We start from the raw sequence: 14630 nt of genomic DNA, 5'->3' as shown, positions 1-14630 counted from the left end.
GCTTAATATTTAATACTTTCTGCTCATTTGCACAAAAACAAATGGAAAGCTTAAACCGAGGGGTTTTGGCCTTAAGAACTGGGCCTTCAAACGTTTCAATAAGTTGGAGAATTTTCGGTACTGAGTTTGAAAACGCCTCATATAACGTTTACCGAGGCGGCACAAAATTAAACCCAACCCCAATCACTGGAGCTAGCAATTTTATTGATAGCCAAGCTTTTTTTCCTGGTGCTTACAGCGTAGCAGCAGTGATTAATGGTGAAGAGCAAGAACGCTCTCAAGCTGTAGACCCATGGGACGACATTTACAAAACCATACCTATTACTGCCCCTTCAGGCGGAACAACCCCAGATAATGTGACTTATACCTATGAAGCCAACGATGCTTCTGTAGGTGATTTAGACGGCGACGGCGATTATGAAATTGTATTAAAATGGTACCCTACCAATGCAAAAGACAATGCGCAAAGTGGTTATACAGGTAACACTATCCTACAAGGTTTAGAAATGGATGGAACCGTTTTATGGACCATTGATTTAGGTAAAAACATACGTTCTGGTGCCCACTACACACAATTTATGGTGTATGATTTAGATGGCGACGGGAAAGCAGAAATAGCCTGTAAAACAGCCGATGGCACAACAGATGGCACTGGTGAAGTTTTAGGAAATGCCAATGCCGATTATCGCAACACCTCAGGACGCGTTTTAGCTGGACCAGAATATTTAAGCATTTTTTCAGGTGAAACGGGAGCTTTTATTATAAAAGATGAGCCTTACGACCCACCAAGAGGAAATGTTTCCAGTTGGGGTGATGATCACGGAAACCGAGTAGATCGTTTTTTGGCATGCGTGGCCTATTTAGACGGCCAACGGCCTAGTGTAGTTTTTGCCAGAGGCTATTATACCAGAACTGTTTTAGCGGCATACGACTATCGCGATGGCACACTCACCAAAAGGTGGGTTTTCGACTCTGATATTGAGGGCAGTCAATATGAACAGCAAGGAAACCATAGTGTAACCGTTGGTGATATTGACGACGACGGAAACGATGAAATCATATACGGGTCTTTAACTGTTGATGACGATGGAGCGCCTTTCAGCTCAACTGGGTATAAACACGGAGACGCTAGCCATCTAGGGGATTTTGACCCTACTAAACCTGGTTTAGAATATTTCACATGTCATGAAACTGCAGGTTCCAGTCCACATGTCCCTTTAGGCAACTTTGGGGCACTACGTACCAACAGAGTGCCAAAAGTAGATTTTAGGGGCAATCAACTTGGCCAAATTTTCTGGCAAGTAAACCAACCAAGTGGCAATGCTGATATTGGCCGCTGCCTTATAGCTGATATCGACCCCAACTATCCAGGGGCCGAAGCTTGGGCTTCCGACGGCACAGGCATACACGATGTTAACGGCAATGTAATTTCTACAACTTATCCACAAACGGCAGGAAATGGATCAACATTTAATATGGCAGCTTGGTATGATGGTGATCTATCAAGAGAACTGGTTGACAGAACTGTTATAACCAAATGGAACGGCAGTGGCACAGATAGGGTGCTAACAGCTTACAGTTATGACAACCTTTCATTGGCAAGCAATAATGGATCTAAATCCAATCCATGCTTAATTGCCGATATTATTGGCGACTGGAGAGAAGAAATTATTTGGAGAACATCTGACAACACGAACCTTGTAATCGTTTCATCTACAGACCTACCAACAGAACGCATTTTTACATTAATGCACGACCCTGTATACAGAACGAGTATCGCTTGGCAAAACGTAGCCTACAACCAACCCGCACATACAGGTTTCTTTTTAGGCACAAATATGCAAACACCGTCTGCTCCAAACATTTATCTAACCGGTGACGGTACTTTATCAACAAACGACAAGCTTTCTAACAATGCTTCTCAAATAAAATTATATCCAAATCCAACAACAGGGATGGTATATTTCAATGAAAACAACATAGAAGCAATTGAAGTTTATAACAGTCTTGGGGAGTTATTAATTCAAAAACCCACCAATGACATTAAAAGCATAGATTTAAAGGGTTATTCTGCAGGCATGTACTTTATCAAGGTTCAAAAAAATAACAAAACACTAACAGGCAAAGTGTTCTTAAAATAAAAATTAACTTAGAAACAACACAGTTTCACAATTAGAAGAGAAATTAATTTACCTAAGAACTTAAAATATTGCAACATATATTTCTTGATGTAAACAGTCTATATTTAGCTCAATTTAAACCATGAAACTATTTTACTGTCTTAATATTATAATTGATTTTTTAATTACTTAAGGAGTTACAAAAAGCTATGCCTTTATTTTCAAAAAAACTAATATTACTCATTGCCTTTAACTTTTCCTTATTTGCCTTAGCTCAAAAACAAATGGAAAGTTTAGATCGCGGAGTTTTAGCAGTAAGAACATCACCTCATGAAGTTCTAATAAGTTGGCGTATACTTGGTCCTGAGTTTAAGAATGTTTCCTATAACATCTATCGAGGAAAAGTTAAATTGAACACCAAACCCATTACGGGTGCCAGTAATTTTGTAGACAAAACCACCCAAAATCGTGTTTATAGTGTTTCAGCTATTGTAAAAGGTAAAGAACAAAAGACAAGCAAACCGGTCAAAGTCTGGAATAATATCTATAAAAAGATTCCAATTTCCGCTCCATTAGGCGGTACGAGTCCTGATGGAAAAAACTATGTTTATAGAGCCAACGATGCTTCTATTGGGGATTTAGATGGTGATGGGCAATATGAATTGGTATTAAAGTGGCAACCATCAAACGCACACGACAATGCACATCGTGGGTATACAGGCAGTACTATTTTGCAGGGTCTTGAATTTGATGGCACCGTACTATGGAACATCGATTTAGGCAAAAACATCCGTTCAGGAGCCCATTACACGCAATTTATGGTTTATGACCTGGATGGTGATGGCAAGGCTGAAATTGCCTGTAAAACAGCCGATGGCACAACTGATGGCGCAGGAACAATTCTTGGTAATGCTAACGCTGATTACAGAAACAAAAGAGGATATATTTTAAGAGGCCCAGAGTTTTTAAGTGTCTTTTCAGGGAAAACTGGTGCCTTTCTAGCAACAACCAACTATATTCCAAAAAGAGGAAAAGTTTCAGATTGGGGAGACAGCTATGGAAACAGAGTGGATCGTTTCTTAGCTTGTGTGGCATATCTTGACGGAGAAAGACCTAGCTTGGTTTTTTCTAGAGGTTATTATACCCGAACTGTCTTAGCTGCTTTCGATTACAGAAACGGTACGCTCTCTAACCGATGGGTTTTTGATAGTGACAAAAAAGGTAACGAGGCATACTTCGGCCAAGGCAATCACAACCTTGGTGTGGGGGATTTAGATGGCGATGGTAAAGATGAAATACAATTTGGATCTTGTGCCATAGATGATGACGGAACGGGGCTTTACTCCACAGGCTTGGGTCATGGCGATGCTAGCCATCTAGGCGATTTTGACCCCACACGCAAAGGTCTCGAATTTTTTATGCCTCATGAAATCGCTAATGGCACTACAATTCCTGCAATAGATTTTAGAGACCCTAGTTTAGGAGAAATTTTATGGAGCGTTAAGGGGAAAGGCGACATTGGTCGTGGCGTAACCGCCGATATAGACCCCAATCATCTTGGCGCTGAAAGCTGGGCCATTAACGGTTCAGGAATACACAATGTTAAAGGGGAGGTTATATCAAAAACTTATCCTACTGCTGGAAGAAGAAGTTCGAGCTTCAACATGTTTGCTTGGTGGGATGGTGATTTACTTCGGGAAATTGTTGATAAAACTGTAATTACCAAATGGAATGCCAACACCCAAACTACAAGTATGTTGCTCAGTGCTTATAATTATGATGGTATGCGATTAAGGAGTAATAATTGGACAAAGTCCAATCCTTGTTTAATAGCCGATATTCTGGGCGATTGGCGTGAAGAAATTATTTGGAGAAATGATGAGAACACAGAATTGGTTATGTTCTCAACGCCATACCCAACCAATAAAAGAATTTTCACCTTAATGCACGATCCCGTGTACCGGTTAAGCATTGCTTGGCAGAATGTGGCGTACAACCAACCCGCCCATACCGGATTTTATTTGGGGCATGGTATGCAAAAACCTAAAGAGCCTCATATCTACTTAGTAAAAACAAAAAACAACAAATAATTTATTGATTTAAATCATCAAAAAAACCTTCATCTTCCTCAAAAGCTGTACCAACAACCACCATATCTGCACCCGAATTAAAAGCAGCTTTCAATTGTTCTCTTTTTTTTATCCCACCACCTACAATCAAAGGAATTTTTAACTCTTTCTTTACTCGCTTAATGATTTCTGGGGTAATTGGGTGCAATGCCCCACTGCCCGCTTCCAAATAAATAAGTTTCATGCCCAAAAGTGCTCCAGCTTTTGCTGTATCTATAATATACTGAACACGATTTCGCGAAATGGGCTGGGTCTCTGTAACCCGCTGTACTGTTGTTTCTTTTCCATTTTCAATTAAAATATATCCTGTGGGGATTATTTCAAGTGGCATGTCATGTAATTTGGCAACCGCTTCAACGTGTTTTCCAATTAAATAGTCGGGATTTCTGCCAGAAATTAAACTCAAGAACAAGAGTCCATCAGCCTTTTCGGTAATTTGGGTGACATCACCGGGAAATAGCACAATCGGCAGTGTGGTATGTTTTTTTATTTCGGCAACTAAAGTATCGGTTTCATGTTCACTAACCGTACTGCCTCCAACAAATATATGTGTTGCAAAAGACCTGTTTACTTTTTGAATGAAATTCAATGCCTTTTCTGTTGGGAACTTATCGGGATCGATTAATACTGCCAAATGCTTTTTACCGCTTTTGGAAGCTTCACAAATATTTTTATAGATGTTTTCCATTAGGCTACGGCAAAGGCACATGTAAAACCTTCAAACTCTAAATATTGTATGTTGAATCGATATTTTTGATCTTCATAATCAATCCATGCTACAGTTTCATGTTCTCGATCAGATATGGGAATCACCAAACAATGCTGTTTAAAACTCAATCCGGGCGTGGCAAACAATTTGTAAAGTGATTCTTTAACACACCAAATAACGGTTAATTTTTTAACGTAACCCTTTGCGTTTTTATCCAAATACTGGGCTTCATAATCAACAAATTTATGAGCAATTATTTGAATTTTATCACGCTGCTTTTCAACATCTATCCCAACTATCGCATCACTTACAATCACTGCCGAAAAATTAAAAGAATGGGTTATAGATATTTGCTTGCCATCCTTTAAATGCGGCTTACCGTTCTCGTTATAAAACAAGTCAGAATCTGTATAACCAAACTCCTGCAATAGGCGCCGTACACTTAAAAAACCGCGTTGGTGCATTTCACTTTTCATACCTAAAACACGCTTCAAACTTTCTGGTTTTAAATTGACCGATTGCATCAAATCATCAAAAGACTCTGTAATCTTCCAAATTTTAACAGTAGTTTGTGAATTTGGCGTAATGGTTTTATAAAGTGGCATTTAGTATTCTGAAAGTTATTGATTATCTTTGCACCGCCTAATATAGCTCGAGCTTTTTCCGTTAGCGAATTTAAGTATTTTATAAGCTATTAGCAATGAAGTTTGGATTTTAAAAAACAAAAGAAAATTACTATGAGTACAAAAACAATTCCTTACGTGGCCAATAAAGTAAAAGACATTTCGCTTGCAGATTGGGGAAGAAAAGAAATTGAATTGGCCGAAGCCGAAATGCCTGGCTTAATGAGCTTACGCGAGGAGTACAAAAACGAGCAACCTTTAAAAGGGGCTCGTATTGCTGGGTGCTTGCACATGACTATACAAACTGCTGTATTAATTGAAACTTTACAAGCTTTAGGAGCGGAAGTGACATGGAGCTCTTGCAATATTTTCTCTACGCAAGACCAAGCTGCTGCTGCCATTGCTGCTGCAGGAACTGCCGTTTATGCCTGGAAAGACATGACCGAAGAAGAATTTGATTGGTGTATTGAGCAAACACTTTTCTTTGGCGAAGACAGAAAACCATTAAATATGATTTTGGATGATGGTGGTGACCTTACGAACATGGTGTTAGATAAATATCCAGAATTGGTTTCTGGTATTAAAGGTTTGAGTGAAGAAACTACAACTGGTGTTCATCGTTTATACGAGCGCATGCAAAAAGGAACCTTGCCAATGCCAGCTATTAACGTAAACGATTCGGTCACAAAATCGAAATTCGATAATAAATATGGTTGTCGTGAGAGTGCCGTAGATGCTATACGTCGCGCTACCGATGTGATGTTGGCTGGTAAACGCGTAGTAGTATGTGGTTATGGCGATGTAGGTAAAGGCACTGCTGCTTCATTTAAAGGTGCTGGGAGTATCGTAACCGTTACCGAGATTGACCCAATTTGTGCTTTACAAGCCGCAATGGACGGATACGAAGTTAAAAAACTGGAAACCGTAATTGGTAAGGCCGATATCGTGATTACCACAACAGGAAATAAAGACATTGTTCGTGGCGAGCATTTTGAAGCCATGAAAGACAAAACCATAGTTTGTAATATTGGGCATTTCGACAATGAAATTGATATGGCGTGGTTGAACAAAAACTACGGAAACACCAAAAACGTTATCAAACCGCAAGTTGATAAATACACTATTAACGGCAAAGATGTTATTATTTTAGCGCAAGGTCGTTTGGTGAATTTAGGCTGCGCTACGGGCCACCCAAGTTTTGTGATGAGCAACTCGTTTACCAATCAAACTTTGGCTCAAATTGAACTCTGGAACCATAGTGATAAATATGAAAACAAAGTGTACATGCTGCCAAAACATCTTGATGAAAAAGTAGCTAAACTACACTTAGAAAAAATTGGTGTTGAATTGACCGAATTAAAGCAAGACCAAGCTGAGTATATTGGTGTTAAAGTTGAAGGACCTTACAAACCTGAGTATTATAGATACTAAATAAATATTTGTCGTGCTGAATTAATTATCACAATGAGCGGAGTCGAAGTGTTAATTCAGCATCTCAACAATCTAAAAAACCCTTACTAGAGATGTGAGGGTTTTTTATTTCAATAGATTCACTTATATTGAATATGCCGTGCCGTATAATGAAGAAAAAATAAAAGTCCCACGCTTTAACGAAGCTTCTGGTTTTTATACCACCAAAAAACGCTCAAAAATAATGAGTAAAATACGTGGTAAAAATACCAAACCAGAATTGATTTTCAGACGCGCTTTATGGGCTCGAGATGTACGCTTTCGTGTGGACAATAAAACATTACCCGGCAAACCCGATGTGTCGATTAAAAAGTACAAATTAGCCGTTTTTATAGATGGTGAATTTTGGCATGGTTACAATTGGGACGAACGTAAACAGACCATAAAAAGTAACCGCGGGTTTTGGATACCAAAAATAGAGCGTGATATACAGCGTGATAAAGAAGTAAACCAGCAACTTGCCGATATGGATTATACCGTTTTTAGATTCTGGAGCAGAGAAATTAAACAAAACCTCAACCAATGCATCAACGATGTGATGGTTTATATTTCTACAGGGTACAACTATTAATCAACCAAATCTTCCTCAAAATACCACCACAGACTAGAATCTATAGACTTTTTCATTTTTTCAATATCCACATCTTCGTTTAAAAACACGGTAATATTTTCATTGGCGCGGTTTTGCCCAACACTTTCACGAATTTCAATAGCCTCAATTTCTTTAAAATGCTCTAAGTGTTTTTTAATTCTTTCATCCAAAGACTCATCACTTAAAAAAATTTTAATAGTAGGTGTTTTAGGGGAGTTTCTAATTTCTGATCTAAACGGAAGCATACCTAAGTGATTTTTAAATAAACAATTAATGCCAATAAAAAGACAACTGCCTAAAGTTAAGGATTTAATTTATATCTTTTAAACAAAGTTTGAATATGCAAGCCAAACAAATTAACATTTTACACAAGCAATTGTCCAATTTAGAAGAGTTAATTCCCATGTTTCAACAAAAGGACCTGGAAGTATCAAAGGGCAACATTGGCTGGCATTTACATCATAGTTTACAGGTTATTAATGGCATTTGTGGCATTTTACACAAAACCAAACCCGAAAATTACAAACGAAATTTCAATTTAAAACGAGCTATATTGTTTCCTTTAAGGTATATCCCCAGAGGAAAAGCCAAAGCTCCTAAAGTAGTTTTACCACCCAATCATTTTTCTGCTGAGGATTTATTTAGCCAACTAAAACTAGCCAAAAAGCAGATTGAAAGTACTAAACAGCTTCCTAAAAAATCTTATTTTACGCATCATATTTTTGGGATGCTATCAAAAAAACAAACCCTTTATTTTTTGGCGATGCATACAAATCATCATTTAAAAATCATCAAGGATATTTTGAAATAAGATTTTCTACAATTCATAGCTTATGGTAGCTAGCATCCTTATGGTATTAGTCATAACTTCTCCCCTAACATCCCACTCATATTTATTTACATCAGTAAGCCCTAATTCATCTCTTAATTGCAAAGCAATATCGATTTTTTCAGTTATCCTAAATACTTTACCTACTCCAAATAATACTCCAAAATTATAATCCTCAAATTGCATGAATAGCGAAAAATATCTTCTATTGGGTCTTCCTTTATTGAAATAATTTACAAATCCGCCTGCATCAACAAAGAAATCTTTTTTATTCCCAAATTTATACCTAAATAGAAATGGAATATTATAGAAATCGTAACCTTCACTATAGTTTACTTTTTCCAGAGGTTCAGCAAATGAACCATAATTTAAAAACTCTCTTTCCTTTTTCCAACGCTCGAAATTAATACCTGTTATTATAGATATAGATGGTCCAAAAGCAACCTCAACGTTAAGTCCTATCATTGGGACTGGCTGAAAATTATTGTCGATTTCGTTATCTGAACCCCTTAAACTTGATATCTGCCCACCTATGTTTGCTCCAATTTTAAAATTGGTTTGGGCAAAAAGACTAGATAAACTAAATAGAACCCCTATAAAAAAAGAAAAATTAAATTTATTCATTGTAAGATTTTGATGATATAAAAATATAAAAAAACCCTTTCTGCTTCCAGAAAGGGTTAAATTTATTTTAAGAAAACTATTTCTTAAGCCTCAAAAGGCTCTATAGAAACATAAGATTTATTATCTTTTTTCTTGGTAAACTTTACTATGCCATCAACTTGAGCATGTAAAGTATGGTCTTTTGAAGAATATACGTTTTCACCTGGATGGTGTGTATTTCCTCGTTGTCTTACGATAATGTTTCCGGCAACGGCAGCTTGTCCACCAAAAATCTTAACGCCCAAGCGTTTCGATTCTGATTCTCTACCGTTCTTAGAACTACCTACTCCTTTTTTATGAGCCATTGTCTTAAGTTTTTATATTGTTAATAAATAACGGAATTATTTTTCTATTCCGCCGTCTAATCTGTCTTGTAATTCTTTTAACTCATCCCATTTACCTTCGGCTGCCAAACCAGCTTGTTTTGGCCAAGTTTCGGTAACGATGTGAGATAATCTTGAACTTGCTTCAGAAAGAATGTTACTTAATTTTTCTGGTGTCGACTTAGCTACTTTTGCAAAAGTATCAAGTCCTGCGTTCACTAAAGCTTCAGCTGCTTTTGGTCCAGCACCTTCAATTTTCTTTAAATCATCTGCTTTTGCCGTTGATTTTTTTGGTGCGGCCTTTTTAGTTTCAGCCTTTGGTTCTGCTTTTTTAGTTTCCTTTTTAGCTGGAGCCGATTTCTTAGCTCCTGAAGCCACAATACTTTCAATTACGATTTCAGAAAGCGCTTGACGGTGACCATTTTTTACACGGTAACCTTTACGTCTTTTCTTCTTGAAAACTATAACTTTATCACCTTTTAGGTGCTTTAAGACTTTTGCTCCTACTTGAGCTCCGTCTATAGCCGGGGCGCCTACAGTTACATTGTTACCGTCTCCTAAAAGAAGTACATTATCAAAAGATACTTGTTTTCCTTCTTCAGTTTGCAAACGGTTAACAAAAACTTTTTGGTCTTTTTCAACTTTAAATTGTTGCCCTGCTATCTCTACAATTGCGTACATAGCGTAACGTTTTTATTAATTAATTTGTTCAAAAAATGAGTGCAAATATACTGCTAATTAATTAAACTACAAACGTTTTAAAAATTATTGAGAAATATTTCCTGTTTTTTTAAAAACTTGCATTACCGTTAATGATGCCACAACCGTAGTAGCAAAGCCCATTACAGCCACAACGAAGGAAACCATACCGATATCGGCGTTAAAACCACCATTGACGGTTTGGAGCAATTCAGGCAAAAAACCAGTATTTACCTCAGTGGCGTAAAACAAAAAGAAAACAGTAAAGAGTATTGTGGCCACTGCACCAGTAATAATGCCCGTTTTAAACCCCTCTCCATAAGAAAAACTGTTAATGTTTTCCATCTTTTTCAGCTTTACGGCCTCATAAATACCTAAACCTGTTATGATGGCATTAAAAAAACTGAACGTTGGATTCGTATGCTTTCCAACCAAGGCTAAAACCAAAAAATAGGCGATTAAAACCGCGCTTGTTACTAATCCAAAACGAAGTGGTAGGGAGATGTTTTTCATAATTGTTGGTATAATTTATTTACTTAAATTTCGGAAAAAATCTGCAAAAAAAATAATTTCACCCCCAATTTTTCAAATTTCAATCTTTTTACCTTGACTGTCACCAGTTTAAAATTTGCTTTCCACAACACTCATAAACATATATTTAGTAATTTTGCAACAAACAAATAAATTCACATTGAATGAAAACCATAAAGCAATTTTTAATACTTGCAACCATTGCAACATTGGTATTTAGTTGTAAAAATGAAGTTAAACCAGAGATTAAAACCGTTGGCACTGAAACAAGCAACATTAAAAAGTTAGACCCAAATGCCACCTATGCAAAAGTAGAGTTTACAATTAACGGAATGACCTGCGCTATGGGTTGCGCTGCCACCATCCAAAAGGAAATTTCTAAAATGGAAGGTGTAAAATCGGCCACGGTAGATTTTGATAAAAAACTGGCTATGGTTGAATATAACGAAGGCACAGTAAACCCTACATCATTAACAAAAACAGTAACTGGGGTTTCTGAAACCTACGAGGTGAGAGACATGAAAACGGTTGAAACCTTTTCGAAATAGTCAAAAAAACATCTAAAAAGAAAAGCTTTTTTATTTTATAATATCACCCAACTTCTTTAGAACGCCGCACTAAGTAACAACACATTAAATAGTGGGCAAGATTAAAGCATATTACGGCAAAAAAATTAAGCAAATCGTTTTTATCCATAAAAAGATTGTATCCCTGAAAATAGGAACTCAATAGTATTGAAATTGCAGAAAACAAGAGAAAACGATGGGTTTCGGTTTTTCGAGAAATATAAACCAATACTGCCAAAAGAATATATAGAGCCGTTAGGCATACGTAAAGAATAGTGGCATTAAAAACAACTGTTTGCTTTATTCCATCGTAATAAAACGCTAAGGGCACCAACACCAATAGCGATAGCAGAACCAAAACGAACAAAATTTTCTTTACTCCAATGGTTTTGAATGGTCTAAACAAAATAAAACAATAGACCAAGTAGGCCATAGCATGGAAAACCAAACCAGTGGAATCGTATCGCAGGTAAGGATTGTTAAAATAACAAATGCCAAAAAAGTTAAGTACCAAAGCCAACACAAACCACCTGTTGACCTTGCGAGTGTGTGACATATAAATAACCAAAATAAGAGGAAAAGGGACAAATAGGGTTATTTTTCTATTTAAATACTCAGGAAAAATAGCACCTAAAGCATCTAAAAAAACGATTCCAAAAAACATTATGTTAGCTAATTTCTTTTGGCTAAAAAGCTCTAACAATTCTTCTTTAACCGCGTTCCTATAAGCTCCCAAAGTTTTATATATTTTTATTCTTCATAAAAACGACATCATATATAGCATGCAATATACGTTTTTCTAGAAACAACACAGAACACCTAAACTTGAACAATGGGCAAAATCTTTTTTGCATGCTCTTTGACGATTATTTCCAGTTTACACTTTCCATAATGTGCTTAATATCATTCTGCAAATAATGTGCTGCAGGTAAAATAGAGTCGTAATTGGGTTTTGCGTAAAAATACAGCGAACCCGTTAAAAAATGATTAACACTATCTGTTACGTAAAACTGTGCCATTGATGCCACATCGCCTTTTACTTCTGCAAATGCCCCATAAACTTTACGTTTTTTATTTTCGTAGGCCGTTACTGGAATTTCATCTGCTTTAATGGTATGCTTTTGGGTTAAGTTTTGAGCATCTCGTATAAAATCCCTAAGGTCTTTTTCTCTGTCCTTAACCGTTTTGTAAGTTAAAAAAATAGTCCCTTTCATTAAAGGATATTCTAGATTCACCCCGTAACTTTCTGAAGGGCCTCCTATTTGATTAACTTGAATGTTTTCCGCTAACTTATTGACCTCAAACTCAAAAGGCAAACCTAAATCTACTTGATTGTATTTGGGTTCTGGATAATCTAGCCTTAAGTATGCTTTTGGTTTAGGCAAGTAATCATCTCCACATGACACTGCCATAAAAAATGTGAATACAAACAAAACCTTCACACAAAATACACTCGTAATTTTATTAGTCATGACGTTTAATTTTGATAGTGCCTTACTCGTTTACAGCATCGTGAATTTAACAAGCTTGATTCGTTTTTTGTCCATAGCCTCAATAGTAAAAACGTAATTTTCAAAATTTATTTTACTATTTAACTTTGGAAAACTACCCGAAATTTCTAAAACGAAACCTGCAACGGTTTCTGCCTCACCTTTATTTGCTTCAAAAACCGTATCGTCTTCAATTTTAATAATCTTGTAAAAATCTTTTAAGGCTGTTTTTCCCTCAAATACATAATTGTTTTCATCGAGTTTGGAATATGTTAAATCCTCATCATCAAACTCATCACTTATGTCACCTACAATCTCTTCAATAATATCTTCTAATGAGATTAAGCCAGATGTGCCCCCGTACTCATCAACAACAACAGCCAGATGTACTTTTTTATCCTGAAACTCTGCCATTAAATCGTCAAGTTTTTTGTTTTCTGGAACAAAAAACGGTTCTCTTATTAGGGTGGTCCAGTCAAATTGTTTTCTATCGATATAGGGCAAAAGGTCTTTCACATAAAGGATGCCTTCTATTTTATCGATATTATCGCGGTAAACTGGAATTCTGGAGTAGCCATTTTCTATAATCTCGGGCATTATGTCCAAATATTTTTGCTCTATCTTTAGGGCAAAAATATCAATACGCGGACGCATAACCTGTTTGGTGTCTGTATTGCCAAAGGACACGATACCCTGCAATATTTTGTGCTCTTCTTTAGTGGTATCTTCTTCACTGGTCAATTCTAGCGCTTGCGAGAGCTGATCGACACTTATACCTGGTTTTTGCTTTCCTAACTTGTTATGGATGGCTAAAGTTACACCACGCATGGGTAAACTTATTGGCGATAAAAACACATCTAACACTCGAAGCGGATAGGCCATAAAAGTGGCGAACTTTAAATTGTTTCTACTAGCGTAAATTTTAGGCAAAATTTCACCAAACAACAATATTAAAAAGGTAATAAGAACAACTTCTACAACAAATTTTAGTTCTGGGCTAATAATATTTCCAAAAAGAAAATCACCCAAAAAGGCGAATAAAATTACAATAGCAATGTTTATAAAATTATTGGCAACCAATATGGTAGCCAATAATTTTTTCGGTCGTTCCAGAAGTTTGGCGATAATCTCAATGCGCTTTGATTTTTGCTCTAAGCCTTCTTTTATTTGCTCAGCAGCAAGCGAAAACAAAGCTACCTCCGCTCCTGATATTAGCGCAGAACACACTAAGAGCAAAAACAGCAATGCCAAACCAAAAACAACAGAATAATCTACCGTTGTTACTAATGTAATAAAACTGGCAGGGTCAGGATCCAACTAACAGTATTTTAGTTAAACATAGGGTTTTCGATAAACCACCAATTAGGGTATTAAAACGGCAAATCATCATTCTCATCTTCAATAGGCTCGTTGGCCGGTTTTTGGTTTTCAACAGGCTTTTGTGGCGTTTGGGCATTTGAAGAAACCGCATTGTTTCCACTCTCCTGTTTAGTAGTAAGGAAAGTAAAATCTGTGCATTGTATTTCGGTTGAGTACCTATCGTTTCCGCTATCGTCTTGCCATTTTCTGGTTTTTAAACGACCTTCAATATAAACTCTATCGCCCTTACTTAAGTATTTTTCACAAATTTCGGCAGCTTTATTTCGCACTACAATATTGTGCCACTCGGTATTTGTAACACGTTCATTTGTTTGCCTATTGGTATAGGTTTCGTTTGTTGCCAAAGGAAAACGCCCAATGCAACCTCCTCCTTCAAAGTAGTGCATTTTTACCTCATCTCCCAAATGCCCTATAAGCATTACTTTATTTAAAGTTCCAGACATAGTTTTCTTTTTTCAAGAGAGCAAAAGTAACTATTTGCTCTCCATTTTTTTAAAATTAATAAA

The 14630-nt window shown here is 36.7% G+C and carries 17 protein-coding genes; 6 read left to right on the top strand and 11 right to left on the bottom strand.

All coding sequences use genetic code 11. The features are described from left to right. Window positions 1-41 precede the first annotated feature (41 nt). Together GSB9_02443 and GSB9_02442 are read left to right on the top strand one after the other, a co-directional pair. Window positions 42-2141 (top strand): T9SS type A sorting domain-containing protein, encoded by a 2100-nt coding sequence (locus GSB9_02443; GenBank protein ID UKM65872.2) that lies wholly within the window; start codon window positions 42-44, stop codon window positions 2139-2141. Window positions 2142-2404: 263 nt separating this feature from the next. After that, window positions 2405-4210: a rhamnogalacturonan lyase gene (locus tag GSB9_02442; GenBank protein UKM65871.2), complete on the top strand. Its 1806-nt coding sequence runs from the start codon at window positions 2405-2407 to the stop codon at window positions 4208-4210. A gap of 1 nt (window position 4211) precedes the next feature. On the opposite strand, the gene GSB9_02441 is transcribed toward GSB9_02442, so the two are convergent. Beyond that, a complete protein-coding gene (locus GSB9_02441; GenBank protein ID UKM65870.1) occupies window positions 4212-4937 on the bottom strand; it encodes a geranylgeranylglyceryl/heptaprenylglyceryl phosphate synthase in 726 nt (241 codons plus the stop codon). Continuing rightward, entirely contained in the window at window positions 4937-5563 is a 627-nt protein-coding gene (locus GSB9_02440; GenBank protein ID UKM65869.1) for a 4'-phosphopantetheinyl transferase superfamily protein, read from the bottom strand. The genes GSB9_02441 and GSB9_02440 overlap by 1 nt, the downstream gene beginning before the upstream one ends. 132 nt (window positions 5564-5695) lie before the next feature. Between GSB9_02440 and ahcY the strand changes: the two genes are divergently transcribed. Both ahcY and GSB9_02438 read left to right on the top strand, forming a co-directional pair. After that, window positions 5696-7012, top strand: a complete 1317-nt coding sequence (ahcY, locus tag GSB9_02439) for an adenosylhomocysteinase (protein UKM65868.1) — start codon at window positions 5696-5698, stop codon at window positions 7010-7012. 94 nt (window positions 7013-7106) lie between these two features. Next, the gene (locus GSB9_02438; protein UKM65867.1) at window positions 7107-7622 is read left to right on the top strand and encodes a very short patch repair endonuclease; all 516 of its coding nucleotides are present in this window, start codon (window positions 7107-7109) and stop codon (window positions 7620-7622) included. On the opposite strand, the gene GSB9_02437 is transcribed toward GSB9_02438, so the two are convergent. Further along, window positions 7619-7888, bottom strand: coding sequence for a hypothetical protein (locus GSB9_02437; GenBank protein ID UKM65866.1), 270 nt, complete (start codon window positions 7886-7888; stop codon window positions 7619-7621). The genes GSB9_02438 and GSB9_02437 overlap by 4 nt on opposite strands. Window positions 7889-7983: 95 nt before the next feature. Here GSB9_02437 and GSB9_02436 point away from each other — a divergent pair, with 95 nt between their 5' ends. After that, window positions 7984-8454: a DUF1569 domain-containing protein gene (locus GSB9_02436; protein UKM65865.1), complete on the top strand. Its 471-nt coding sequence runs from the start codon at window positions 7984-7986 to the stop codon at window positions 8452-8454. 6 nt (window positions 8455-8460) lie between these two features. Here the strand turns inward: GSB9_02436 and GSB9_02435 are convergent, their stop codons facing one another. The 4 genes from GSB9_02435 to GSB9_02432 form a co-directional block, all read right to left on the bottom strand. Further along, on the bottom strand, window positions 8461-9096 hold the full coding sequence (locus tag GSB9_02435) for a PorT family protein (GenBank protein UKM65864.1): 636 nt from the start codon (window positions 9094-9096) through the stop codon (window positions 8461-8463). An 83-nt stretch (window positions 9097-9179) separates the two neighbouring features. Next, window positions 9180-9440, bottom strand: a complete 261-nt coding sequence (gene rpmA, locus GSB9_02434) for a 50S ribosomal protein L27 (GenBank protein ID UKM65863.1) — start codon at window positions 9438-9440, stop codon at window positions 9180-9182. Between the two features lie 36 nt (window positions 9441-9476). Next, entirely contained in the window at window positions 9477-10139 is a 663-nt protein-coding gene (gene rplU, locus GSB9_02433) for a 50S ribosomal protein L21 (protein ID UKM65862.1), read from the bottom strand. Window positions 10140-10223: 84 nt separating this feature from the next. Further along, window positions 10224-10670, bottom strand: a complete 447-nt coding sequence (locus GSB9_02432) for a DUF4199 domain-containing protein (GenBank protein ID UKM65861.1) — start codon at window positions 10668-10670, stop codon at window positions 10224-10226. Window positions 10671-10852: 182 nt separating this feature from the next. Between GSB9_02432 and GSB9_02431 the strand changes: the two genes are divergently transcribed. Beyond that, window positions 10853-11236, top strand: a complete 384-nt coding sequence (locus GSB9_02431; GenBank protein ID UKM65860.1) for a cation transporter — start codon at window positions 10853-10855, stop codon at window positions 11234-11236. A 43-nt stretch (window positions 11237-11279) separates the two neighbouring features. On the opposite strand, the gene GSB9_02430 is transcribed toward GSB9_02431, so the two are convergent. The 4 genes from GSB9_02430 to ssb form a co-directional block, all read right to left on the bottom strand. Beyond that, window positions 11280-11990, bottom strand: a complete 711-nt coding sequence (locus GSB9_02430) for a hypothetical protein (protein UKM65859.1) — start codon at window positions 11988-11990, stop codon at window positions 11280-11282. Between the two features lie 130 nt (window positions 11991-12120). Continuing rightward, window positions 12121-12666, bottom strand: coding sequence for a gliding motility lipoprotein GldD (gene gldD / locus GSB9_02429; GenBank protein ID UKM65858.2), 546 nt, complete (start codon window positions 12664-12666; stop codon window positions 12121-12123). 90 nt (window positions 12667-12756) lie between these two features. Beyond that, window positions 12757-14061, bottom strand: coding sequence for a gliding motility-associated protein GldE (locus GSB9_02428; GenBank protein ID UKM65857.1), 1305 nt, complete (start codon window positions 14059-14061; stop codon window positions 12757-12759). Window positions 14062-14114: 53 nt separating this feature from the next. Then, window positions 14115-14567 (bottom strand): single-stranded DNA-binding protein, encoded by a 453-nt coding sequence (ssb, locus tag GSB9_02427; GenBank protein ID UKM65856.1) that lies wholly within the window; start codon window positions 14565-14567, stop codon window positions 14115-14117. Between the last annotated feature and the right edge of the window lie 63 nt (window positions 14568-14630).

This window comes from Flavobacteriaceae bacterium GSB9, assembly GCA_022749295.1.
GTDB lineage: Bacteria > Bacteroidota > Bacteroidia > Flavobacteriales > Flavobacteriaceae > Flavisericum.
This window is presented reverse-complemented; position numbering and strand designations above follow the sequence as displayed.

Bases quoted from the DNA above. Each gene is read 5' to 3' on its own strand.
- ahcY (UKM65868.1), top strand. From the start codon at position 5,696: ATGAGTACAAAAACAATTCCTTACGTGGCCAATAAAGTAAAAGACATT.
- GSB9_02441 (UKM65870.1), bottom strand. From the start codon at position 4,937: ATGGAAAACATCTATAAAAATATTTGTGAAGCTTCCAAAAGCGGTAAA.
- GSB9_02431 (UKM65860.1), top strand. From the start codon at position 10,853: ATGAAAACCATAAAGCAATTTTTAATACTTGCAACCATTGCAACATTG.
- GSB9_02443 (UKM65872.2), top strand. From the start codon at position 42: ATGGAAAGCTTAAACCGAGGGGTTTTGGCCTTAAGAACTGGGCCTTCA.
- ssb (UKM65856.1), bottom strand. From the start codon at position 14,567: ATGTCTGGAACTTTAAATAAAGTAATGCTTATAGGGCATTTGGGAGAT.
- GSB9_02437 (UKM65866.1), bottom strand. From the start codon at position 7,888: ATGCTTCCGTTTAGATCAGAAATTAGAAACTCCCCTAAAACACCTACT.
- rpmA (UKM65863.1), bottom strand. From the start codon at position 9,440: ATGGCTCATAAAAAAGGAGTAGGTAGTTCTAAGAACGGTAGAGAATCA.
- GSB9_02436 (UKM65865.1), top strand. From the start codon at position 7,984: ATGCAAGCCAAACAAATTAACATTTTACACAAGCAATTGTCCAATTTA.
- GSB9_02435 (UKM65864.1), bottom strand. From the start codon at position 9,096: ATGAATAAATTTAATTTTTCTTTTTTTATAGGGGTTCTATTTAGTTTA.
- GSB9_02440 (UKM65869.1), bottom strand. From the start codon at position 5,563: ATGCCACTTTATAAAACCATTACGCCAAATTCACAAACTACTGTTAAA.
- GSB9_02432 (UKM65861.1), bottom strand. From the start codon at position 10,670: ATGAAAAACATCTCCCTACCACTTCGTTTTGGATTAGTAACAAGCGCG.
- GSB9_02442 (UKM65871.2), top strand. From the start codon at position 2,405: ATGGAAAGTTTAGATCGCGGAGTTTTAGCAGTAAGAACATCACCTCAT.
- rplU (UKM65862.1), bottom strand. From the start codon at position 10,139: ATGTACGCAATTGTAGAGATAGCAGGGCAACAATTTAAAGTTGAAAAA.
- gldD (UKM65858.2), bottom strand. From the start codon at position 12,666: ATGGCAGTGTCATGTGGAGATGATTACTTGCCTAAACCAAAAGCATAC.